This is a genomic window from Geodermatophilus pulveris (assembly GCF_900188375.1).
GTDB lineage: Bacteria > Actinomycetota > Actinomycetes > Mycobacteriales > Geodermatophilaceae > Geodermatophilus > Geodermatophilus pulveris.
In genome coordinates, this window is sequence record NZ_FZOO01000013.1 from 77,100 (window position 1) to 98,937 (window position 21,838).

At 75.8% G+C, this 21,838-nt stretch carries 20 protein-coding genes; 10 read left to right on the forward strand and 10 right to left on the reverse strand.

What is annotated here, in order from left to right; translation table 11 throughout:
* Positions 1–23 precede the first annotated feature (23 nt).
* The 5 genes from CHB98_RS20050 to CHB98_RS23135 form a co-directional block, all read right to left on the reverse strand.
* On the reverse strand, positions 24–1,001 hold the full coding sequence (locus CHB98_RS20050; RefSeq protein WP_143425147.1) for a hypothetical protein: 978 nt from the start codon (positions 999–1,001) through the stop codon (positions 24–26).
* Between the two features lie 247 nt (positions 1,002–1,248).
* Positions 1,249–2,289, reverse strand: coding sequence for an NrfD/PsrC family molybdoenzyme membrane anchor subunit (nrfD, locus tag CHB98_RS20060; RefSeq protein WP_089307376.1), 1,041 nt, complete (start codon positions 2,287–2,289; stop codon positions 1,249–1,251).
* A complete protein-coding gene (locus tag CHB98_RS20065; protein ID WP_089307377.1) occupies positions 2,289–3,359 on the reverse strand; it encodes a 4Fe-4S dicluster domain-containing protein in 1,071 nt (356 codons plus the stop codon). The genes nrfD and CHB98_RS20065 overlap by 1 nt, the downstream gene beginning before the upstream one ends.
* A 25-nt stretch (positions 3,360–3,384) precedes the next feature.
* A complete protein-coding gene (gene fdh / locus CHB98_RS20070; protein ID WP_089307378.1) occupies positions 3,385–6,084 on the reverse strand; it encodes a formate dehydrogenase in 2,700 nt (899 codons plus the stop codon).
* Between the two features lie 12 nt (positions 6,085–6,096).
* The gene (locus CHB98_RS23135; protein WP_089307379.1) at positions 6,097–6,657 is read right to left on the reverse strand and encodes a dehydrogenase; all 561 of its coding nucleotides are present in this window, start codon (positions 6,655–6,657) and stop codon (positions 6,097–6,099) included.
* Between the two features lie 1,288 nt (positions 6,658–7,945).
* Here CHB98_RS23135 and CHB98_RS20085 point away from each other — a divergent pair.
* From CHB98_RS20085 to CHB98_RS20110, 6 genes are all read left to right on the forward strand, one after another.
* Positions 7,946–8,740: an MBL fold metallo-hydrolase gene (locus tag CHB98_RS20085; RefSeq protein ID WP_089307380.1), complete on the forward strand. Its 795-nt coding sequence runs from the start codon at positions 7,946–7,948 to the stop codon at positions 8,738–8,740.
* Complete coding sequence (locus CHB98_RS20090) at positions 8,737–9,366, forward strand: DedA family protein (RefSeq protein ID WP_089307381.1); 630 nt, start codon at positions 8,737–8,739, stop codon at positions 9,364–9,366. The genes CHB98_RS20085 and CHB98_RS20090 overlap by 4 nt, the downstream gene beginning before the upstream one ends.
* Positions 9,363–11,507: a phage holin family protein gene (locus CHB98_RS20095; protein ID WP_089307382.1), complete on the forward strand. Its 2,145-nt coding sequence runs from the start codon at positions 9,363–9,365 to the stop codon at positions 11,505–11,507. The genes CHB98_RS20090 and CHB98_RS20095 overlap by 4 nt, the downstream gene beginning before the upstream one ends.
* An 85-nt stretch (positions 11,508–11,592) precedes the next feature.
* Positions 11,593–12,570, forward strand: coding sequence for a glucosyl-3-phosphoglycerate synthase (locus tag CHB98_RS20100; RefSeq protein ID WP_089307383.1), 978 nt, complete (start codon positions 11,593–11,595; stop codon positions 12,568–12,570).
* A 174-nt stretch (positions 12,571–12,744) separates the two neighbouring features.
* A complete protein-coding gene (locus CHB98_RS20105; protein ID WP_089307384.1) occupies positions 12,745–13,707 on the forward strand; it encodes a glucosyl-3-phosphoglycerate synthase in 963 nt (320 codons plus the stop codon).
* On the forward strand, positions 13,704–14,900 hold the full coding sequence (locus CHB98_RS20110; protein WP_089307385.1) for a glycosyltransferase: 1,197 nt from the start codon (positions 13,704–13,706) through the stop codon (positions 14,898–14,900). The genes CHB98_RS20105 and CHB98_RS20110 overlap by 4 nt, the downstream gene beginning before the upstream one ends.
* 8 nt (positions 14,901–14,908) lie before the next feature.
* Here the strand turns inward: CHB98_RS20110 and CHB98_RS20115 are convergent, their stop codons facing one another.
* Entirely contained in the window at positions 14,909–15,880 is a 972-nt protein-coding gene (locus CHB98_RS20115; protein ID WP_089307386.1) for a Gfo/Idh/MocA family protein, read from the reverse strand.
* 153 nt (positions 15,881–16,033) lie between these two features.
* Here CHB98_RS20115 and CHB98_RS20120 point away from each other — a divergent pair, with 153 nt between their 5' ends.
* Entirely contained in the window at positions 16,034–16,720 is a 687-nt protein-coding gene (locus CHB98_RS20120) for a TetR/AcrR family transcriptional regulator (protein WP_179224742.1), read from the forward strand.
* A gap of 1 nt (position 16,721) precedes the next feature.
* Here the strand turns inward: CHB98_RS20120 and CHB98_RS20125 are convergent, their stop codons facing one another.
* From CHB98_RS20125 to CHB98_RS20135, 3 genes are all read right to left on the reverse strand, one after another.
* Positions 16,722–17,315, reverse strand: a complete 594-nt coding sequence (locus CHB98_RS20125; protein WP_089307388.1) for a TetR-like C-terminal domain-containing protein — start codon at positions 17,313–17,315, stop codon at positions 16,722–16,724.
* 144 nt (positions 17,316–17,459) lie between these two features.
* Positions 17,460–17,792: a hypothetical protein gene (locus CHB98_RS20130; RefSeq protein ID WP_089307389.1), complete on the reverse strand. Its 333-nt coding sequence runs from the start codon at positions 17,790–17,792 to the stop codon at positions 17,460–17,462.
* 22 nt (positions 17,793–17,814) lie between these two features.
* The gene (locus CHB98_RS20135; RefSeq protein WP_089307390.1) at positions 17,815–18,702 is read right to left on the reverse strand and encodes a 1,4-dihydroxy-2-naphthoyl-CoA synthase; all 888 of its coding nucleotides are present in this window, start codon (positions 18,700–18,702) and stop codon (positions 17,815–17,817) included.
* A gap of 231 nt (positions 18,703–18,933) precedes the next feature.
* Between CHB98_RS20135 and CHB98_RS20140 the strand changes: the two genes are divergently transcribed.
* A complete protein-coding gene (locus CHB98_RS20140) occupies positions 18,934–19,722 on the forward strand; it encodes an endonuclease/exonuclease/phosphatase family protein (RefSeq protein ID WP_089307391.1) in 789 nt (262 codons plus the stop codon).
* Positions 19,723–19,740: 18 nt separating this feature from the next.
* Here CHB98_RS20140 and CHB98_RS20145 read toward each other — a convergent pair whose 3' ends face one another.
* Entirely contained in the window at positions 19,741–20,208 is a 468-nt protein-coding gene (locus CHB98_RS20145) for an NUDIX domain-containing protein (RefSeq protein ID WP_089307392.1), read from the reverse strand.
* Between the two features lie 95 nt (positions 20,209–20,303).
* Between CHB98_RS20145 and CHB98_RS20150 the strand changes: the two genes are divergently transcribed.
* Together CHB98_RS20150 and CHB98_RS20155 are read left to right on the forward strand one after the other, a co-directional pair.
* Positions 20,304–20,660 (forward strand): VOC family protein, encoded by a 357-nt coding sequence (locus tag CHB98_RS20150; protein WP_179224744.1) that lies wholly within the window; start codon positions 20,304–20,306, stop codon positions 20,658–20,660.
* Positions 20,661–20,701: 41 nt separating this feature from the next.
* Positions 20,702–21,820, forward strand: a complete 1,119-nt coding sequence (locus tag CHB98_RS20155) for an NAD(P)/FAD-dependent oxidoreductase (protein WP_089307393.1) — start codon at positions 20,702–20,704, stop codon at positions 21,818–21,820.
* Positions 21,821–21,838 lie beyond the last annotated feature (18 nt).

Sequence of the window (21,838 nt, forward strand, 5' to 3'; positions counted from 1 at the left end):
CCTCCGGGATCGCGCCTCGTGCGCTAGCACGAGACCCCGGGCGGGAGCCCGGTGATGCACGAGTTCCCCCAGGGAGCCACCCCGCCGAACTCGACCGTGGGCTGTCGGTTCACGTAGGCGTAGCAGCCCGACTCGACGTACTCCGCCAGGCCCGCGGCGGTGTCGGTCACCGCGAAGTTGATCGCCTCCCCCTTGGTGACCGAGGACTGCGCAGCCCACTGCGAGGAGCAGGCGTACGGCCCGAAGAAGTCGATCTCGCCGTCGTGGTGCTCGACGAAGCCGCCGTCGGCGAGGGCGTTCCCGGACTTCGAGGGATTCGGGTAGCCGCCACCGTCGTTCGGCGACCAGGTGCCGTTCACGATGAAGACCAGTCCGTGCTCGTCGGCCACGCTGCGCAGTGTCTGGCTCAGCGCGATGGCGCCCTCCCGGTAGGCCGCCTTGTCCGGGAAGTTCGCCCAGTCGAAACCGGGGAACCACGAGCGGGACCCGAGGTCGTCGACGAACCAGCCGGCCATGTGCGGGTTCTCCGCGACCATCGTCTCCAGGACGCACCTGATCTTGTCCTGCAACACGGAACCGACCCGGAAATCGGTGAGGTGCCCCCACTGGTTGGCCCGGTGGTCCCCGGGCCACCGCGAGGTCGCCGGACCGCAGACCGACGGGTTGATCAGCATGTCGTGATAGCGGCCGTACGGGTTGTCGATGATCGGGTCGAGGTAGATGAGGACGCTGCCGCCGCCGGCCGAGACGTCCTTGAACGCCTGGTCCTGGTAGTTGTCCCGGCCTGCCACCACGAGACCACCGGGATGCGCGTAGGCCACCGCGCCGGACGGGGAGGACCCGTAGAACAGCCCGGCAGCCTGTGCCATGGTGGACGTCGGAGTGGACGAGGTCGCGGCCATGAGGGCGACCGAGGCCAGCACCGCACCGGTCACCACGGCGACCACGCCAGCCAGTCGCCGCCTCCCCGTGCCGGTCCAGCGCTTCCGGGGCACGGCCAAGGTCGCTCCTCCGGTCTTCGAGGGCGGGTCGGTCCGAGTGGATGGGTCGAGTGCCGGTCAGTTCCTCACGCAGCTCGATGGGCAGACGGCTGCCCGCATCCTAGGGATCGGGACGGCCATGTGGTGCCACATGGCCGTCTCCGGGTGATCCGTGGGGGAGGTCCGGTGGCGTCGGGGACGTCACCGGACCCCCAGCCGAGCAGCCAGTGAGCCCCTCGCTGGTGGTCGGCTCGGACCGACGCCGGCCTCAGCGGGTGACGGTCGACGCGTGCCCGTTCTCCCGGGCGGCGAGCCGCTCGCGCTGCGGGACGACGGTGTACTTCGGGTCCCGGGCGCTGGCCATGCCGGCCTCGAAGACGCCGAAACGGGTGAGCAGCGACCCGGCGCCGAGCAGCGTGCCCGCGACGACCGCCCCGGCCCGCCGGCGCCCGGCCACCACGGTGAGCGCCGCACCGGCCGCGGTGCAGGCCCGGGCCGCGCGCATGAAGCGTCCGGCTTTGCCCTCGTGGTAGGGCTCGCTGACGATCCCCATGCCGTTCTCCACCCGGTGCAGGGTGGCCAGCTCGACGACCGCGCCGGTCACCGCCATCTTCCGGCAGGGCCCGGCCTCCCCGACCGGCGTCAGTGCCATCGTGATCCCGCCACCGGCGGCCATCCCCGAGGCACCGAAGACGAACGGCAGCTCCCGGTACGCGGCGTGCCACGACGGGACGGCGGTGTTGGAGAACAGCACCCCGGTGTAGGTGGCCAGCGGACCGCCGAACAGCGCCGCGACCACCCCGCCGAACCGCTTGAGCCGCGGGAACCAGCCCAGCAGCTCGACCGCCGCGGTGGCGGACGCCGCCGCGCTGAACGGCGCCAGGATGTAGGAGCCCACCGACAGCGGCGACGTCGGCTTGAACACCCGCAGCATGTGCAGGAACCGCTCGGGCCGGCCGAGGTCGTGGATGAGGAAGACGACCGATGCGAGGGCCGCCCCGCCGGAGACGTACCGGGCGTTGCGGGTCAGCGTCGGCCGGTCGGTCACGTCGGCCAGCGATGCCAGGATCGACGAGGAGCCGGCGGCGCCGCCGAGGAACAGGTACAGCGGCACGTCCGGCGTCTTCCACACCGGCGGCTTGATGATCGGCCGGCCGTAGTAGGAGGTGAACTCGGCCTCCTCGACCATCGCCACCTCGCCACCGGGGCGGCCCCCGCCCCGCCGGCGGCGGCGCTTCTCCCGCTTGGCCGACGGCGGGCCGTCCGCCCGCCGCCAGCCGGCCCCCGGCGTCGCCAGACCCTCGGTCATCACGACCTCCGCGAGCCGAGGACGGCCGACAGCGCCACTCCGACGATCATCGCCGCCGCGGCCCCGGCGGACTTCCACATGGCCGGCAGGTCCCGGGTGGTGACCACCGGGTCCGGCGGCAGCCCGTACACCTCCGGCTCGTCGAGCAGCAGGAAGAACGCCCCCGCGCCGCCGACGCCGTCGTCCTCGTCCCGGCCGTACAGCCGGGCGGTCTGCACACCCTGCGACTTCAGCGTGGCCAGCCGCGCGTCGGCGCGGGCCTGCAACTCGTCGAGGTTGCCGAACTGGATCGACTGGGTCGGGCACGCCGTCGCGCACGCCGGCTGCAACCCGTCGAGGGTCCGGTCGTAGCAGAGGGTGCACTTGAACACCCGGCCGTCGCCCTTGCGCTGGTCGATCACGCCGTACGGGCAGGCGGGCACGCAGTAGCCGCAGCCGTTGCAGATGTCCTGCTGCACGACCACGGTGCCGAACTCGGTGCGGAACAGCGCGCCGGTGGGGCAGACGTCGAGGCACCCGGCGTGCGTGCAGTGCTTGCACACGTCCGAGCTCATCAGCCAGCGGATCTCCCGGTCGCCGGAGTGCCCGGTCTGGGGGTCGAACTGGGACAGCGACTCGGCGTTGAGCACGCTGGTCATCGCGCTCGTGACGCTGTCGCCCGGCGCGGTGTCGTCGGGGGCGTTCCCGGCGTCCTGCCGGGAGGTGGCGTCCGGCGCGGGCGGGAAGGACGGCATCGGCAGGTCGACGCTGCGGCTCTGCTCGATGAACGCCACGTGCCGCCAGCTGTTGGCGCCCAGCTGGCCGGTGTTGTCGTAGGACATGCCGGACAGCCCGATGACGTCGCGCGTGCCGTGCGCGTCGTCCATCGGCAGCAGGTTCCACTCCTTGCACGCCACCTCGCAGGCCTTGCAGCCGATGCACACCGAGGTGTCGGTGAAGAAGCCGACGCGGGCCGGGTGGTCGCTGTCGTAGCCGGCCTCCTCCTGCACGTCCGGCAGCGGCCCGTACAGCCGGTTCTTCGAGCGCCCGTCCCCGGACAGCCCGGGACTGGCCGAGCTGACCGTGGTCACTCGCGTTCCTCTCTCGTGCGTGCGCTCATCCCTCGACCGTCCCGCGGGCGCCCACCGGCACCAGCCCCGTGGGCAGGCCGGCGCGCTGCCGGTACTCCTCGAGGAAGGTGACCAGTCCCGGGCCCCGCGGCCGGCGGCCGGGGCGGATGTCGCAGGTCGCGGCCTTGCTCTCCTGGATGTGGGTGTTCGGGTCCATGACCACCGGCAGCAGGTCGTTGGCCGAGTCGCCGGTGGAGATGCCCCGCTCGCCCCAGTGGTAGGGGACGCCGATCTGGTGCACCACGCCGCTGGCGGTGCGGATGGGCCGCATCCGCTCGGTGACCAGCACCCGCGCCTCGATCGCCGCCCGCGCGGTGACCAGCGTGGCCCACCCGGCGTTGACCAGCCCGCGTTCGGCGGCCAGCTGGGGGCTGACCTCGACGAAGAACTCCGGCTGCAGCTCCGACAGGTAGGGCAGCGTGCGGCTCATCCCGCCGGCGGTGTGGTGCTCGGTGAGCCGGTAGGTGGTGAACACGTACGGGAAGACGTCGGACGCCGACCCGTGCTCCCGGTTCCAGGGGCCCTTGATGTGCTCCATGGTCGGGTTGGACTGCACGCCGTCGTAGAGCGCGTTCTTGACCGGGGACTCGGCCGGCTCGTAGTGCGTCGGCAGCGGCCCGTCGGTCACGCCCTTGGGCGCGAACAGCCAGGCCTTGCCGTCGCCCTGCATGACGAACGGGTCCCGGCCGGACAGCGCGTCCTGCGCCTTGGCGCCGGGCGGCGGCTCGTAGCTCGGCGGCTTGGTGGCCTCGAAGTCCGGGTTGTCCCCGGTGGAGACCCACCGGCCGGCCTGCTCGTCCCACCACACGTACTTCTTGCGGTCGCTCCACGGCTTGCCGTCCGGGTCGGCCGAGGCGCGGTTGTAGAGGATCCGCCGGTTGTACGGCCAGGCCCAGCCCCACTCGGCGGCCACCGGGCCCTGCTCGCGGCCGGGCTTGCGCCGGGCGGCCTGGTTGACCTCGTCGGCGTAGACGCCGGAGTAGATCCAGCAGCCCGACGACGTGGAGCCGTCGTCCTTGAGCTCCAGGTAGCCGGAGAGCGCGCGGCCGTCGGGGCCGACGCCGTTGATCTCCCGTAGCACCGCCGCCGCGCTGGGGTCCCGCGTCTCGCCCTCCAGCGGGTAGTCCCACGTGAGGTCGAGCAGCGGGCGGTCCCGCGGGTCGGTGGAGTCCTTGAGCCGGTCGCGCAGGATGCGGCCGAGGTGGTAGTAGAACCACAGGTCGCTGCGGGCGTCGGCCGGCGGCTCGACCGCCTTGTGCCGCCACTGCAGCAGCCGCTGGGTCTGGGTGAACGTGCCGTCCTTCTCCGCGTGGCTCGCAGCCGGCATGAAGAAGACCTCGGTGGCGATCTGCTCGGTGACCATCTCACCGGTCTCGATCTCCGGCCCGTCCTTCCAGAACGTGGCCGACTCGATCATCTGCAGGTCGCGGACGACGAGCCACTCCAGGTTGGCCAGGCCGAAGCGCTGCATGCGCCCGTTGGCGTGCCCGACCGTCGGGTTCTCCCCCACCAGGAAGTAGCCGCCGACCTTGCCCTGGATCATGTCCGCGACCGAGCGGTAGGAGCTGTGGTCGCCGTTGATCCTCGGCATGTAGTCGAACGCGAAGTCGTTCTCCGGCGTCGCGGCGTCGCCCCACCAGGCCTTGAGCAGGCTGACCATGTAGGCCCGCTTGTTGCCCCAGAACCCGGCGACGCCGGCGGCGTCGGCCACGTAGTCGTCCAGCGTCTCGTGCTGGGCCGCGTGCGGCATGGCCAGGTAGCCGGGCAGCAGGTTGAACAGCGTCGGGATGTCGGTGCTGCCCTGGATCGACGCGTGCCCGCGCAGCGCGAGGATCCCGCCGCCGGGGCGGCCCATGTTGCCCAGCAGCGCCTGCAGGATCGCCGCCGTCCGGATGTACTGCGCGCCGACGGTGTGCTGCGTCCAGCCGACCGAGTACACCCACGCCGTCGTCCGGTCGCGGCCGCTGTTCGCGGTGACCCACTCGGCGACCTTGAGGAACACCTCGGGCTCGATGCCGCAGACCTCGGCGACCTTCTCCGGGGTGTACCGGGCGAAGTGCCGCTTGAGGATCTGGAAGACGCTCCGCGGGTGCTGCAGCGTCTCGTCGCGCTTGGGCTTGCCGTGGATCGGCGGCCCGCCGGAGCCGGAGGTCTGCGCCTGGTCGGCCTGCTTGACGGAGTACTCCTGGGAGAGCTCCTCCTGCCGGTCGGCGCGGGCCGGGTCGTCCTCGGAGACGCCGTCCCGGCCCTCCTCGCGCTCGTACTGCCAGCTGGCCTGGTCGTAGGTGTTCGTGTCCGGGTCGAAGCCGGAGAACAGGCCGTCGAGGTCCTCGGCGTCGCGGAAGCGCTCCTGCACGAGCGCGGCCGCGTTCGTGTAGGCGACGACGTAGTCCCGGAAGTACAGGTCGTTGGCCAGCACGAAGTTGATCAGCCCGCCGAGGAAGGCGATGTCACTGCCCGCGCGCAGCGGCACGTGCAGGTCGGCGATCGCGCTGGTCCGGGTGAACCGCGGGTCGATGTGCACGACCTTCGCGCCGCGCGCCTTGGCCTCGGTCACCCACTGGAAGGCGACCGGGTGGCACTCGGCCATGTTGGAACCCTCGATGACGATGCAGTCGGAGTTCACCAGGTCCTGCTGGGAGTTCGTGGCACCGCCACGACCGAACGTGGCGCCCAGACCGGGCACCGTGGCGGAGTGCTATATGCGGGCCTGGTTCTCGATCTGGATCGCGCCCATGGCGCTGTAGAGCTTCTTCATGAGGTAGTTCTCCTCGTTGTCGAGGGCTGCCCCTCCGAGGCTCGCTATCCCCATGGTGCGGTTGACCCGCTTGCCGCCGTCCTCGTCCTGCCAGTACGTGCGGCGGGCGTCCAGGACGCGGTCGGCGATCATCTCCATCGCCGTGTCGAGCTCCAGGTCCTCCCACTCCGTCCCGTACGGACGGCGGTACTTGACCGTGGTGACCCGGGTCGGGCTGGTGACCAGCTGCTTGCTCGCGCTGCCCTTCGGGCACAGCCGCCCGCGGCTGACCGGCGAGTCCGGGTCGCCCTCGATCTGGACGATCTGCTCGTCCTTCACGTAGATCCGCTGGCCGCAGCCCACCGAGCAGTAGGGGCAGATGCTCTGCACCACCCGGTCGGCGGTGGCCGTGCGGCTCACCACGTCCTCCGTCGCCTTGCTGCGCGCGGCGCTGCCACGACCCAGGGGGTCGGGGCCGGTCAGCTGCCGGAACACCGGCCAGGCTTCGAGCCAGGTCTTCACGGCGCCAACTGTGCCACTCCCCTGTCGCGTCGGCTCCCCGGGACCCGCCGCGACCTGGGGCAACGGGCCGTTCCCGTGTCCGATCCGTGACCGGGGGCCAGTGGCGGACCAGGCTCTCCGGCCGGGACGCCGCCCGGCCGTCCAGCCGCGGGGCGCACTCGCGGGCACGGACGACGCCCCGGACACGGTCGGCACGGTCCAGGCGCCGGGCCAGCGACCCGGCGTCCATCCGGCCGGTGCGCACGAGCGGGTCCCCGATGGGGACCAGCTCCGCGGCCGGCAGCGTGGCGGCGAGGTCGAGGGACGTCTGCGGGCCGGAGGTCACGGGCAGCCCGCCGGCGACCACGACGTCCTCGACGTCGAGGTGTCGCTCGTGGAGGGTCAGCCCGGCACGCCGCGGCAGCCGGCGTCGCGAGGGGATGACGACGTGGACGGTCGTCGGCTCCCCGACCGGCGCTCCGTGCAGCCGGGCCGCCGTCCCGTGGCCGAACGCCGCGTCACCGGGGAGGGCGAGCCGCCACGCGCGGCAGCGGGTCGCCAGGTCGGGCTCGGCCGCGGAGCAGAGGTACACACCGCGCCCGATCCGGACGCCGTCCCGGGCGACCTGCCCCCGCGTGGCACCCCGGCTGCGCGCGTCGCGCCACGTGTAGGCGGTGCCGAGTTCGATCTCCGACATGCCCGGGAGCCTGCTGGCGGGCCCGCTCGTGCGGTGGGGCCGACGTCCGTCTGTGGACTCCGGGCCGCCCTGTGGACGCCTGACCGGCCTGGACCTCCGGCCGTGATCATGGGGTTGGTATGGCCGCAGCCGGCGGGTCGGTGCGTGTCTGGTGCACCGATCCCATGATCGACTCGGCTGGCCGGTCGGGTGGTCGGGGACGACGGCGAGCCGGAGGAGTCCTCCCCGCCGGGAGCGCTCGCTGCCCGCCAGGCCCAGAGCACCAGCCAGGTCAGGACGATGAGCCGAGGGAGGTGTCGACGAGGTCGACGGACCAGTCGTCGTCGTCCGACCAGCCGGCGGGGACAGCAGTGCCCCGACCCCGGTGACGACCGCGGCCCACACCCCGGTCGCGGCGAGGACGACGACGCACGAGATCGGCTCGTCGCCGTGATCATGGGGTCGTCGCCAGCCACGTCGGCGTGTCGTCGCGCGTCGCCCGCACCGCCCTCTTGACCAACGACGAGGGGCGGCGGAGGGCGGAGGCGGAGGGGCCGGCGGTCGCGGAGGGCCGGGCGCCCCGGAGGGGGACAACGGCCCCGTCGTGTCACCGGGCGGGTCGATACTGGCCCCGTGGGCGGTCCACAGCTGCACTTCCTCGGCCACTCGACGGTGCGCGTCGGGCTGGCCGGGCACACCGTGCTGACCGACCCCCTGCTCACCCGCCGCGTCGGGCCGCTGCGCCGCGTGGTGCCCGTGCCCGCGCCGGAGCACTCCGCGGGCGTCGACCTCGTGCTGATCAGCCACCTGCACGGCGACCACCTGCACCTGCCTTCGCTGCGGCGGGTCGGGCGCGACGTGCGGGTGGTCGTCCCCAGGGGCGCCGGGGCGTGGCTGCGGGGCCGCGGCTTCCGGCACGTGACCGAGGTGTCGCCCGGCGAGACGGTGCGGCACGGGGCGCTGCGGGTCACCGCCGTCCCGGCCGCGCACTCCGGGCACCGCTGGGGGCCGCGGCTCACCTCGGGGCCGGACTGCCGCGCGGTCGGCCACCTGGTCGAGGGCGGCGGCTGCCGCGTCTACGCCGCCGGCGACACGGCCCTCACCGGCGCGATGGCGCGGCTGCCGGACGTCGACGTCGCGCTGCTGCCCGTGTCGGGGTGGGGGCTCACGCTCGGCCCCGGCCACCTCGACCCCGCCGGTGCCGCCGAGGCGGTGGCGCGGGTGCGGCCGCGGGTCGCCGTCCCCGTGCACTGGGGCACCCTCGCGCTGCCCGGCACCGCCCGCACGCCCCGGATGCGCCGGCTGCTCACCGCCCCGCCGCGCGCCTTCGCCGCCGCCGTCGCCGCGCGGGGCCTGGACACCGCGGTGGTGGTCGCCGAGCCGGGGCAGCGGATCGGGCTGCCCGCCGGCGTCGGGACGGCGACGTGACGGCCGGCGCGCTGGCCGCGGGCTGGGCCGACGGCAGCTCGATCGGCTACCCGCTGCTGTTCGCCGGGGTGCTGCTCGGGTCGGTCGTGCCGGTCGTGCCCACCGGGGCGGTCGTCGGCGCCGGGGCGGCGTTCGCCGTCACCGCCCACGAGCTGGACCTCGCCCTCGTCGTCCTGGTGGCCACGCTGGGCGCCTGGGCCGGGGACCTGGTCACCTTCGCGGTCTGCCGCTCCGGCGGGCCCGCGGCGGTGCGCTGGGTGGCCCGCGGCCAGCACGCCGACCGCATCGAGGAGGTCCGCGAGCAGTTCCGGCGGCACGGCTGGCAGATCGTCGTCGCCGGCCGGCTGCTGCCCGCCGGGCGCATCCCGGTGCTGCTGGCCGCCGGCGCGCTCACCTACCCGTGGCGCCGGCTGCTGCCGGCGTCGCTGCTGGCGGCGTTCCTGTGGGCGGTCGCCTACGCCTCCCTCGGCGTCCTCAGCGGCGGCGTCTTCGACTCGCCGCTGGTCGCCGTCCTGCTCGCGACGGTACTGGTGCTGCTGGTCGGCGCGGTGCTGAACGCGGTCTCCGCGCACCGCCGCAGCACCCCGGAGCCGGCGCGCGACGCCCCGGCCCGCGGCCGGCCGTGACCGCGGCGCCCGGCCGGGTCCTGCAGCGGGGCCGGACGCCGGCGCGCGTCCTGCTCACCTGGGCGGCCAGCACCGCGGCCCTCGTCGTCCTGGACCGCTGGCTCGGCGGGTTCGCCATGCCGTCGGGCTGGCAGCCGCCGCTCACCGCGCTGCTGCTCGGCCTGCTCACCGGCGTGGTCTGGCCGCTGGTCATGCGGGTGGTGCTGCCGCTGGCCTTCTTCACCCTCGGGCTGGGCAGCTTCCTGCTGCTGGGCGCCGCGGTGCTCGGCCTGTCCTTCCTGGTGCCCGGGGTGGTCGTTGCCGACCTGCGCACCGCCCTCGTGGTCGCCGTCGCCATGGCCGGCGTCTCCGGGCTGGTCAGCAGCGTGCTGGCGATCGACGAGGACGAGGTGTTCTTCCGCCGCGCCCGCCGCCGCGCCCGGGGGGCGGCGGACAGCGCGCCGCGGCCGCCCGGCGTGCTGTTCCTGCAGATCGACGCGCTGTCCCACGACACCGCCCGGCGGGCCGTCCGCGACGGCACGATGCCGCACCTGGCCTCCTGGCTGCGCTCGGGCAGCCACGTGCTGACCTCCTGGCACACCGACTGGAGCTCGCAGACCGGCGCCGCGGTGTGCGGCATCCTGCACGGCTCCAACGCGGAGATCCCCGGCTTCCGCTGGTACGACAAGCGGCGTGACCGGGTCGTCCGGGTCTCCTCGCCGACCGACGCCGCGGACATCGAGCGGGCGCACTCCGACGGCCGCGGGCTGCTGGCCGGCGGCGGGGCAGGGCACGGCAACCTGTTCACCGGCGACGCCGACCACGTCAGCCTGACGATGAGCTCGCTCGCGCACGTGGTCCCGGTCGCCAGCCGGCGCGCCCGGCGGCGGCGCGAGCGGACGGGGGCGGGCTACTACGCCTACTTCGCCAACCCGGTCAACGCGCTGCGCACCCTCGCGGTCTCCCTCATCGACGTGTACCGGGAGCTGGCGGCCGCGGCCCGCGAGCGCCGCGACGACGTGCGGCCGCGGGTCCCGCGCGGCGGCGTCTACCCGCTGGCCCGCCCGGCGACGACGGTGATCTCCCGTGACGTCGTCGTCTTCGCGCTGCTGGAGGACATGCTGGCCGGCCGGCCGGTCGCCTACGCCGACTTCCTGGGCTACGACGAGGCCGCCCACCACGGCGGCCTGGAGCGGGCCGACAGCCTGGCTGTGCTGCGCAGCGTCGACCAGCAGGTCGGCCGGCTGCACCGCGCCGCCCAGCTCGCCCCGCGGGAGTACCACCTGGTGTGCCTGTCCGACCACGGGCAGACCCAGGGCGAGTGCTTCGCCACCCGCTTCGGGGAGACCGTCGAGCAGGTGGTCGGCCGGCTCTGCGGCGCCGGTGACCTGCCCGACCGCGCCCTGACCGGCCCGCCGGACAGCCGGCGGCTCACCGAGGGGTGGCAGGTCGGGGCGGCGCTGGCCGAGGGCGGCGGGCCGATCGCGCGCCGGCTGCGCGAGCGGGTGGAGCGCGCGGAGGCGGTGCCGCACACCCACGCGCTGCCCGCCGGCCGCGCAGGGCGGGTGCCGCGGGTGGCCCCGGGTGTGGTGGTCGTCGTCTCCGGCCACACCGCGATGGTGTCCTTCCCCGACATCCCGGGGCGGGTGTCGCTGGAGGAGGTCGAGCGGCACTGGCCGGCGCTGCTGCCCGGCCTGGTCGACCACGACGGCGTCGGCTTCGTCCTGGTGCACTCCGAGGAGCACGGCCCGGTGGTGCTCGGCCGCGACGGGCTGCGCCGGCTGGCCACCGGGGAGGTGCTCGGCGAGGACCCGCTGGCCCCCTACGGGCCGCACGCCGCCCGCCTGGTGGCCCGCGGGTCGTCGTTCGCCAGCTGCGCGGACGTCGTCGTCAACAGCCGCTACGACCCGGACACCGACGAGGCCTCGGCCTTCGAGCCACACGTCGGCTCCCACGGCGGGCTCGGCGGGCCGCAGCAGCACGGCTTCCTGCTGCACCCGCGGGGGTTCCGGCCGCCGGGTGAGGTGGTCGGGGCCGAGGCGCTGCACCGGGTGCTGCGCGGCTGGCTCACCGACCTGGGCCACCCCGAGCCGACCGGTGACGGCGCGGTCATGGGCGAACTCAGCGCGACCGCCCGGCACTCCTCCGGCGTGCGGGTGTGACGCCCGGCCGCACGGGCGGTGACGGCCAGGTGAACTCCCTCGCGCCTCGTGGCGCGCCGGTGATCGGCTCGCCGAGAGTGTGCCGATGCGACCCGACGCCCGCGCCTGGTTCGAGCTGCGCACCACCGTGGCGCGCACTCCGGACGCGCTCGACCTCGACGCCCTGCTCGCGGCCAAGCGCCGCGGGCAGCACCGGGTCAGCGTCGTCCTGCCCGCCCGGGACGAGGAGCCCACGGTCGGCGGCCTGGTCGCCGACCTGCACGAGTCGTGGGTGGCCGGCACCCCGCTGGTCGACGAGCTGCTCGTCGTGGACTCCGACTCGACCGACGGGACGGCCGCGGCGGCCCGCGCCGCGGGCGCCGACGTCGTCGCCGCGGCCGACGTGCTGCCCGGGCACGGCACCCGCCCCGGCAAGGGCGAGGCGCTGTGGAAGTCGCTGGCAGCCACCACCGGGGACCTCGTCGTCTTCCTGGACGCCGACCTGCTCGGCGACGTGCGGCACTTCGTGCCCGGCCTGCTCGCGCCGCTGCTCACCGACCCGCAGGTCGACTACGTCAAGGGCTGCTACACCCGGCCGCTGGAGGTGGACGGCTCGTGGGCGCCGGCCGGCGGCGGGCGGGTCACCGAGCTGACCGCGCGGCCGCTGCTCAACGCACTGTGGCCGGAGCTGGCCGGGTTCGTGCAGCCGCTGGGCGGCGAGTACGCCGGGCGGCGGTCGGCGCTGGAGCAGGTGCCGTTCGTGTCCGGCTACGGCGTGGAGGTCGGGCTGCTGGTCGACCTGCTGCGGCTGTCCGGGCTGGCCGGGCTGGCCCAGGTCGACCTCGGGGTGCGCCGGCACACCTCCCAGGGGCAGGAGGCCCTCGGCCGGATGGCGGGGCAGGTCGTGTCCACCGTGCTCGCCCGGGCCGGGACCGGGTCGGAGGCCGGCGGGCTGCTCACCCAGTTCCGGCAGGACGGCGGCGGGTTCGTCCCGGTCAGCACACCGGTCGCGGTCGACGAGCGGCCCCCGATGGTGACGGTGCCGGAGTACGTGGCGCTGCTGACCGACCAGGTGGTCGGGTGACGCCCGCGGTACCCGTCCCCCCGGTCGCCCGCGCGCTGCCCACACCGGTGGGCGGCGTCGGAGCGTCCCGGCGAGGACCGTCACACCGGACGCGAGGGCCCGTCGTCGTGCATCCTGTCGCCCGACGGGGACCACGTGCCGTCCCCCGCGGCGGCACCCGGCCTGGGGGTACACGTGCGCCCTGACGTCCGACGCTGGCTCCACCACCGCACCTTCACCGCCGACACGTGGCGGGCCGCCGACCTGGTGGCCGCCAAGCGCGCCCGCGGCTCCACCGTCAGCGTGGTGCTGCCCGCACTCGACGAGGAGCGCACCGTGGGCGCCATCGTGGCCGCCATCCGCGGGACCCTGGTCGAGGCCTGCCCGCTGGTCGACGAGGTGGTCGTCATCGACAGCGGCTCCAGCGACCGGACGGCGGAGGTGGCGGCGGCCGCCGGCGCGCGCGTCGTCAGCGCGGACGCGGTGCTCCCCCGCTACGGCTGCCGGCCGGGCAAGGGCGAGGCGCTGTGGAAGTCGCTGCACGCCACCAGCGGCGACCTGCTGGTGTTCGTCGACTCCGACCTCATCGCCTTCGACCCGGGGTTCGTCGTCGGCCTGCTCGGCCCGCTGCTGACCGACCCCGGCATCGGCTACGTCAAGGCCCTCTACGACCGGCCGCTGACCACCACCGACGGCATCGTCCCCTCCGGTGGCGGCCGGGTCACCGAGTTGCTCGCCCGCCCGCTGCTCAACGCCTTCTGGCCGGAGCTGGCCGGGTTCGTGCAGCCACTGTCCGGCGAGTACGCCGGCCGCCGCGAGCTGCTCGAGCAGGTGCCGTTCGTCTCCGGCTACGGCGTGGAGCTCGGCCTGCTGGTCGACCTGGTGGCCCTGACCGGCCTCGACGCGCTGGCGCAGGTCGACCTGGGCACCCGCCAGCACAGCCACCAGGCCGACGCCGCGCTGGGCCGCATGGCCGGGCAGATCCTGCAGACCGCGCTGGCCCGGCGCCCCGGCGGGGCGGAACCGGACCGCGAGCTGCTGCAGTTCCTGCGCACCGCCGACGGCCTGGAGGGCGTGAGCTGGGACGTCGGGGTGGTGGAGCGCCCGCCGATGCGGTCGGTCCGGGACGCCGAGCGCCGACCGGGGCGACGGTCGTGAAGGTGCTCATGGACGCCGGCCCGTGGCTGCCGGTGCCGCCGCCGGGCTACGGCGGCCTGGAGAACGTCGTCGCCACCCTGACCACCGAGCTGCGGGCCCGCGGGCACACCGTCGTGCTGGCCTCGGTCGGCGACTCGACGCTGCCGGTCGACGGGCTGGTCACCGCCTTCCCCACCGGCCGGTTCGAGCAGCTGGGCGGCCCCTACCCGCAGGTGGTGGGCACCGCGCACGCGCACGAGCAGGTGGTGGTGTCGGCCATCGCCGAGCACGCCCTGGCCGGCGCGCCGTTCGACCTGGTGCACAGCCACGTCGAGGTGGTCGGCCCGGCGCTGCTCGCCGGCCTGGGGGACGCCGCGCCGCCCACGCTGGCCACGCTGCACTGGGACACCCGCCGCAACGCCGACTTCTGGGCCACCTTCGACGGCCGCGGGCGGGTCTGGTTCGCCGGCGTCTCCGACACCCAGGTGGCGCAGGCACCGGCCCGGCTGCGCGCGCAGGTGGCCGGCGTCGTCCCCCTGGCGGTGCCGGTGGACGACGTGCCGCCGGTGCCGCGGGCGGACCGGTCCGCCTCGGTGCTGGTGCTGGCCCGGCTCTGCGAGGCCAAGGGCATCGACACCGCGCTGAGGGCATGCCGGCTCGCCGGGGTGCCGCTGGTGCTCGCCGGCCCGGTCGGCGGGCTGCCCGACCGGGCGGCGCTGGAGCGCGCGCTGGCCACCCCCGGGCACCCGGCCCGGTCGCACCCCGACGTCGCCTGGTTCACCGAGCACGTCGACCCGCACCTGGACGGCGTGCACGCCCGCTGGATCGGCAGCGTCGGCGGCGCGGCCAAGGACGAGCTGCTGCGCACGTCCCGCGCGGTGCTGTTCCCCATCCGCTGGGAGGAGCCCGGCGGCACCGCGGTGTGCGAGGCCCTGGCCGCCGGGACGCCGGTGGTCGCCATGGCCCGCGGCTGCCTGCCCTCGCTGGTCGACGACGGCCGCACCGGCTTCCTGGCCACCGACGAGGAGGGGTTCACCGCGGCGCTGGGCAGGCTGGACGAGGTGGACCCGCGGGCCTGCACGGCCGAGGCCCGCCGCCGGTTCGCCCCGGCGGTCATGGCCGACGGCTACGAGCGGCTCTACGCCGCGACGCTGGCCCGCGCCGCCGGCCGCACGGGCACGCGGTTGCCCGCCGCCCGGCCGGTGCTGCGCTGAGCGGCGGCTCAGGGGCGGACGGCGTCCCCCGACCGGGCCGACTCGGCGATCGCGACGGCGACCCGGTGGGTGCGCAACGCCTCGGCGTAGTCGACCAGGCCCTCGGCGGGCGCCCCGCCGGCCAGCACGTCGACGAACGCCCGGTCGACGGCGGTGCGCCCGTCGACCCGGGGCTCGCTGCGGTCGGCGCCGTCGGCGGTGGTGACGGTCAGCGACGTCTCGGTGAGCTCGACCGCGGCGCCGTCGCACACCACGTCGAGGCCGGCGCGCACCTTGCCGGGCAGCGAGCAGGCGGCCGTGACCGTGCCCACGGCGCCGGAGGCGAAGGCGAGCAGCGCGGCGGTCGCGTCGTCCACGTCCCGGCCGTCCGCGCTGGACGGCGCCGCGGTGGCGCGCACCTCGACCACCTCGCCGGCCAACAGCCGGGCGAGGTCCAGCACGTGGGTGAGCTGCTCGACCACCTGCCCCCCGGAGCGCTCGCGCCGGGACCACCAGGCCGGCGGCGGCACCTTGTCCAGCCAGGTGGCGTCGACCAGCCGGGGCCGGTGCGCGGCGCACACGGCGCGGGCGGCGGCCACGGTGTCCAGGTGCCGCCAGTGGTAGCCGGTGGCGGTGGGCAGCCCGGCCACGGCGACGGCCCGCGCCACCTCCTCGGCGACCGCGACACCGGTGGCCAGCGGCTTCTCGACCAGGAACGGCACCCCGGCGCGGACGGCGGCCAGCTCCAGCTCCCCGTGGGCGAAGGGCGGCACGCAGAGCCAGACGCCGTCGAGGTCCCCGGTCAGCAGCCGGTCGACGTCGCCGGCGACCGGGACGCCCAGCTCGGCGGCCAGGGCGTCGGCGGCGCCGGGGACGGCGTCGGCCACGCCCACCAGCTCGACGTCGGGGAAGCCGGCGAGCGTGCGCGCGTGCCGGGCCCCCACACCCCCGGCGCCGACGAGCGCGACACGCAGGCGGTCCCCGGAGGAGTCGTGGCCCATGCCGACGTCCTGCCCCGGCTGCTGGTGGGGCAACCCCTCCCCCCGGGCGGCCCGGTGGAGGGGACCGTGGCCGGATGGCCGGTCGGGGCGCACAATGGCGGAAGGCACCGTGGCACATCGCCCACGCCAACGGAGCGGAGAGAACCCAGTACCGTGAGTCAGGCAATCGACCAGCGCGCCCGGAAGAAGGCGCAGACCCGGACGCTCATCCGCGAGACCGCGCAGGCGCTGTTCGCCGAGCGCGGCTTCGAGGCCGTGACGATTGCCGACATCGCCGCAGCGGCGGACGTCGCCGTCCAGACCGTGTTCAACCACTTCCCGACGAAGGAGGACCTCTTCTTCGACGGGCACACCCCGTGGGTCGAGGGTGCCTCCGAGGCGATCCGCCACCGGGACGCGGGCGTCGCCCCCCTGAGGGCGCTGCAGGCCCACCTCATCGACCGGGTGGCCGCACACGTCCGCCAGCTCGGCACGCTGGAGGGCCGCTCCTTCGACACGACGCTGGAGGCCTCCCCCGCGCTGCGGTCCCGCGAGCGCGAGCTGCACCACGAGGCGGTCAACCGGGTCACCGACGCGCTGGTCGAGGCGTGGGCGGCCGAGGGCGGCGCCCCGCTGGTCCCGACCGACGCGCGCACCGCCGCCTCGGTGACCGCCGCGGTGTGGCTGGCCGCCGTCCGGACGCTCATCGTGCAGAACCGCCGGGCGCTCTCCGGTCAGGCCGGCCTGCCGGCCGACACCGCGGAGGGCGAGGCCGTCGCGCGCATGGTCGCCGACCAGGTCTTCACCGGCCTGGGCTCGGCGCTGGCCACACCGGCCGGCTCGCTGCAGCGCACCGGCTGAGTCAGACCGGGGTGCGCTCCTCGTCCGGGAGGACGACGGGCATGAGCACCTCGTCGAGCACGCGCTGCACGTCCTGCGTGCTCATGGGCGTGCGGTCGGTGGTCAGGCGCTGCCACCAGAAGGCCTCGATGACCGACCCGAGCAGCGCGAGGCGCGCCGGGGGGACCTCCTGGCCCCGCGCCGCGGCGCGCTCGCCGATGGTCTGGACGGCCCCGGCGAGCGGGCGGACCAGCGCGGCGTCCAGGCCGGCGCGGAGGTCCTCCTCGTGCCGGGCGGCACCGACCAGGCTGGCGGCGGCCCGCTCCTCGCGGTCGAGGGGCAGGCACCAGCGCTCGATCAGCGCCGCGAGGTCGTTGCGCAGCGAGCCGCGGTCGGCGGGGGTGCCCACGAGGGTGAACCGGCCCACCGCGGTGCGGGCCATGGCCGCCATCGACGGCCACCGGCGGTAGATCCCCGCCTTGCCGGCCCGGGCGCGCGAGGCCACCCGGTCGCTGTTGAGCTTGCCCCACCCCTCCTCGGCCAGGATGTCGACGGCGACGACGAGCAGCTGCTCGGACAGCTGGGGACTCAGCGGGCGCCCGGGCGTGCCGGTCATGCCGGGCCCCGGTGGGAGGTGTGCATCACGCGCACATGGTGACCTGCTGATGGAGTCGCCACAACGACAGCCCCGCTGGTCGGGCGTCCCGCGGCGGGCATGAGGGCCCGCGGCGGCCCGCGGCGGCCGGCCCGAACGGGCTGGTCAGGCGCCGGCGGCGCTCTGCACGGCGACGTGCAGGGTGGCGCCGTCGTCGGCCAGCCGGCCCTCCTGGCCCGCCTGCCGGACCATGCCGTCCCAGCGCCGCGCCCAGTCCCCGCCGGTCGCCTGCGGCTCGGCGGCCGCCCGGAGCGCGGCGACGTCGAGCAGGCCGGTGTCGGCGTCCTGCAGCCGGCCCAGGCCCGCGTCCCGGAGCGCCTGGTCGGCCTCCTCGTCGGTCACCGCCCCGAGGGCCAGCTGCAGCCCGGTCAGGTCGTCGACGTCGACCACCTGCACCCCGGGGCGCTCGTCCGCGCCCCCCACCACCTCGACGATCACGGGCAGACCTCCGGGTCCTCGGTCAGACGTGCCAGGGGAACCGGGAGAAGTCCGGCTCCCGCCTCTCCAGGAAGGCGTCGCGGCCCTCGACGGCCTCCTCGGCCATGTAGGCCAGCCGGGTCGTCTCGCCGGCGAACAGCTGCTGGCCCACCAGGCCGTCGTCGATCAGGTTGAACGAGTACTTGAGCATGCGCTGCGCGGTCGGGCTCTTGGCCACGATGCGCCGTCCCCACTCCAGCGCGGTGCGCTCCAGGTCGGCGTGCGGCACCACGCGGTTGACCATGCCCATGGCGTGCGCGTCCTCGGCGGAGTACTCCGCGCCGAGGAAGAACACCTCGCGCGCGAACTTCTGGCCGACCTGCCGGGCCAGGTAGGCCGAGCCGAAGCCGCCGTCGAAGCTCCCCACGTCGGCGTCGGTCTGCTTGAACCGGGCGTGCTCGGCCGATGCCAGGGTGAGGTCGGAGACGACGTGCAGGCTGTGCCCGCCGCCGGCCGCCCAGCCGGGGACGACGCAGACGACGACCTTGGGCATGAAGCGGATCAGCCGCTGGGCCTCCAGCACGTGCAGCCGGCCGGAGCTGCCCTGGGCGTGCTCGTAGCCGTACCTGCCGCGCACCCGCTGGTCGCCACCGGAGCAGAACGCCCAGCCGCCGTCCTTCGGGCTGGGGCCGTTGCCGGTGAGCAGCACGCAGCCGACGTCGGTGGACAGCCGGGCGTGGTCGAGGACGGCGATGAGCTCGTCGACGGTCTGGGGGCGGAAGGCGTTGCGCACCTCGGGCCGGTCGAAGGCGATGCGCACGACGCCGGCGTCGACGGCCCGGTGGTAGGTGAGGTCGGTGAGGTCGAACCCCTCGACCGGCCGCCACGCCGCGCGGTCGAAGATCTCGGAGACGTCCTCGCGCGCGCTCATGGCCGCGAACCTATCCCCGCCCGGGGGGCGCTCACGGGACCAGGCTGCCGGCCAGCTCGCCGGCGGCCGAGCAGTGGCGCGGGCGGGGGGACACTGCCGGCTCCTTCGGGGGACGACGGGGCGCACCCACGGTAGGGGGCCGGGCGTGTCACGGCAGCTCGGGTGCCGGCACACCGGCCGCGGTGCCGCCGTCCGGGGCGTAGCGTCGCCGGGGTGCCCGGGGGACCCGCCGTGCGAGTCGGCACCGCGAACATCGCCTCGGGCCGCAGCCCGGCCGGTCCGGTGCTGGACGCGCACGGGCTCGGGCAGGCGGTCGCCGACCTGGACGTCGACGTGCTCGCCGTCCAGGAGGTCGACGCCGGGCAGCCGCGCTCGCACCGGGCCGACCAGGCCGCCGCCCTGGCCACCGGGCTGGGCGCGGAGGACTGGCGCGCCGCGGCCACGGTGGCCGGCACGCCGTCCCCGTTCCCCACCTGGACACCGGCCGACCCGGCGCTGCGCGGGCCGGGCCCGAGCCCCGACGGCCCGGCCTACGGCATCGCGCTGGTCAGCCGGCTGCCGGTGCTCGAGTGGTCGGTGCTGGGGCTGGGAGCCGGCCGGGCGCGGCTGCCGCTGCAGGGCCCCGACCCGCGCACCGGCCGGCTGCGCTGGTGGTGGATCCCCGACGAGCCAAGGGTCGCCGTCGCCGCGCGGTTGGCGCACCTCACCGTGGTGGCCACCCACCTGTCCTTCGCCCCGCACACCTCGGTGCGCCAGCTGTTCCGGCTGCGCCGCTGGATCGCCGGCATGGCCGGGCCGGTGGTGCTGGCCGGCGACCTCAACCTGCCCGGCGGCGTGCCCGCCCGGCTGCTCGGCGCCACCTCCCTGGTGCGGGCTCCCAGCTTCCCGGCGTCCGGCCCCCGGGTGCAGCTGGACCACCTGCTGGCGGTCGGCGACGGCCTGCGCGGGCGGGACGCGGCGACGACGGCGCTGCCGGTCGGCGACCACCGCGCGCTCACAGTCACCGTCTCGCCGCACTGACGCAGCAGGCGCCCCGGGTCAAGGGACCAACAGGTCGTGCAGGCGGTACAGCGAGGCCTCGAAGCCCGGGTGCAGCGGCACGCTCACCAGGTCGCCGAGGGCGATCCAGGCGACGCCGTCGCTCTCGCCGTCCAGCCGCAGGTCGGCGGCCTCGATCCGGCGCACCGGGCGGGCGAGCACCGTCGTGTAGCTCCACCCGCCGTGGTCGTCGACCGAGGCGGGGCCGAGCTTCAGGTCCTGCGGGAGCAGGCCGAGCTCCTCCTGCACCTCGCGCAGCGCGCCGTGCTCCGCTGACTCGCCCACGTGCAGCGCGCCTCCCGGGGTCCCCCAGGTGCCGCCGTGGTGCGACCACACGGCCCGGTGCTGCAGCAGCAGCTCGGGGCCGTCGTCGCCGGCGCGGTGCACCAGCAGCCCCGCGGCGCCGGCCCGCCCCCAGTGCCGGTGGCCGAGGGCGCAGCTGGTCCAGCCGTCGGTGGAGGCGAGCACGGCTCCCAGTGAACCGCGCGGGCGCGCCCGGCGCCCGTCCCGGTTGCCACCGGAACGACCGGGTAGAGCGGCCACACCGACGACGAGGAGGCGGCATGGCCAGCGGAGTGGCGAGCGTGTGGGTCCCGGTGGACGACATGGACCGGGCCCTGGGGTTCTACCGGGACACCCTGGGCCTGCAGGAGAGGTCCACGTCGCCCGAGTGGAGCGAGCTCGACGCCGGCGGCCTGGTGATCGGGCTCAACGCCCGCGAGGGCACGGCCCGGCACGCCGACGGCGGCGCGGTCATCTCCTTCCGGCCCGACGGCGACCTGGACGCCGAGGTGCAGGCGCTGCGCGACAAGGGCGTGGAGTTCACCGGCGACATCTCCGAGTACGACTGGGGCCGGCTCGCCCCGTTCAAGGACACCGAGGGCAACGACCTGCAGCTGTTCGCCCCGCCCCGCTCCTGACCGGGGCACGGGGCGGGCCGTCGGCATCTAACGTCGGGCGGGTGGAGCGCTGGGACGTCGTGGTCGTCGGGGCCGGCCCGGCCGGGTCGGCCGCGGCCCTGGCGGCGCGGCGCGACGGGGCCTCCGTGCTGGTGCTGGACCGCGCCGAGTTCCCCCGCGACAAGGTGTGCGGCGACGGCGTGGCCCCCGAGGCGCTCGACGTCCTCGCCGGTCTCGGCGTCGACCCCGCCGCGCTGGTCGCCGGGTACCCGCCGGTCCCCCGGCTCTCGCTGCGCTCCCCCGGCGGGGCGGTGGTCGAGCGGGACACCCACCGGCCGTCGTCCGTCGTCCCCCGGGCGGTGTTCGACGCCCGGCTGCTGGACGCGGCGCGCGCCGCCGGGGCGGAGGTCCGCCGCCGCACCGTGCGCACCGTGGCGGCCGGCGCGGACGGGGTGACCGTCGACGGCGACCTGCGGGCCGGGGTGCTGGTGGGGGCGGACGGCGCGGAGTCCGCCGTCCGCCGGGCGCTGGGGCTCGGCAGCAACCGGCCCGACCGGCTGGCGGTGGCCATCCGCGGCTACGCGCCGGCGTTGCCCGGGCAGGGCGCCACCCAGGTGCTGGTGACCACCGAGCAGCGCTGGCCGGCCTACGCCTGGTCCTTCCCGCTCGGCGACGGGCGGGCCAACGTCGGCTACGGGGAGCTGGTGTCCGGCGGGGCGACCCGCGCGGCGCTGGTCGAGGGGCTGCACCGGCTGCTGCCGGGGGTGGCGCCGGAGGGGCTGCGCGCGCACCGGCTGCCGCTGTCCACCGGCCGCCCGCGGCTGCCCGGCGGGCGGGTGCTGCTGGCCGGCGACGCCGCGTCGCTGGTCAACCCGCTCACCGGGGAGGGCATCTTCTACGCCGTGCTGTCCGGCGCGCTGGCCGGCGGGGCGTGGTCCGCGGGCGCCGGGGCGGGCGCGCGGTACCGGGCGGCGCTGCGGCGGCGGCTCGGCGCGCACCTGCGCTCGACCCGGGCGGCCTCCGAGCTGTCCCGGTGGCCGCGGCTGATGGATGCCACGGTCCGCGCGGCGGCCGCCGACCAGCGGGTCTTCGACGACGTGGTCGCCCTCGGCCTGGCCGAGGGGCGGCTGGGCGGGCGCACCCTGGCCGCCGCGGTCCGCCGGCTGCCGGCCGGGCGGTGAGCGTGCACCCGGGCCCGA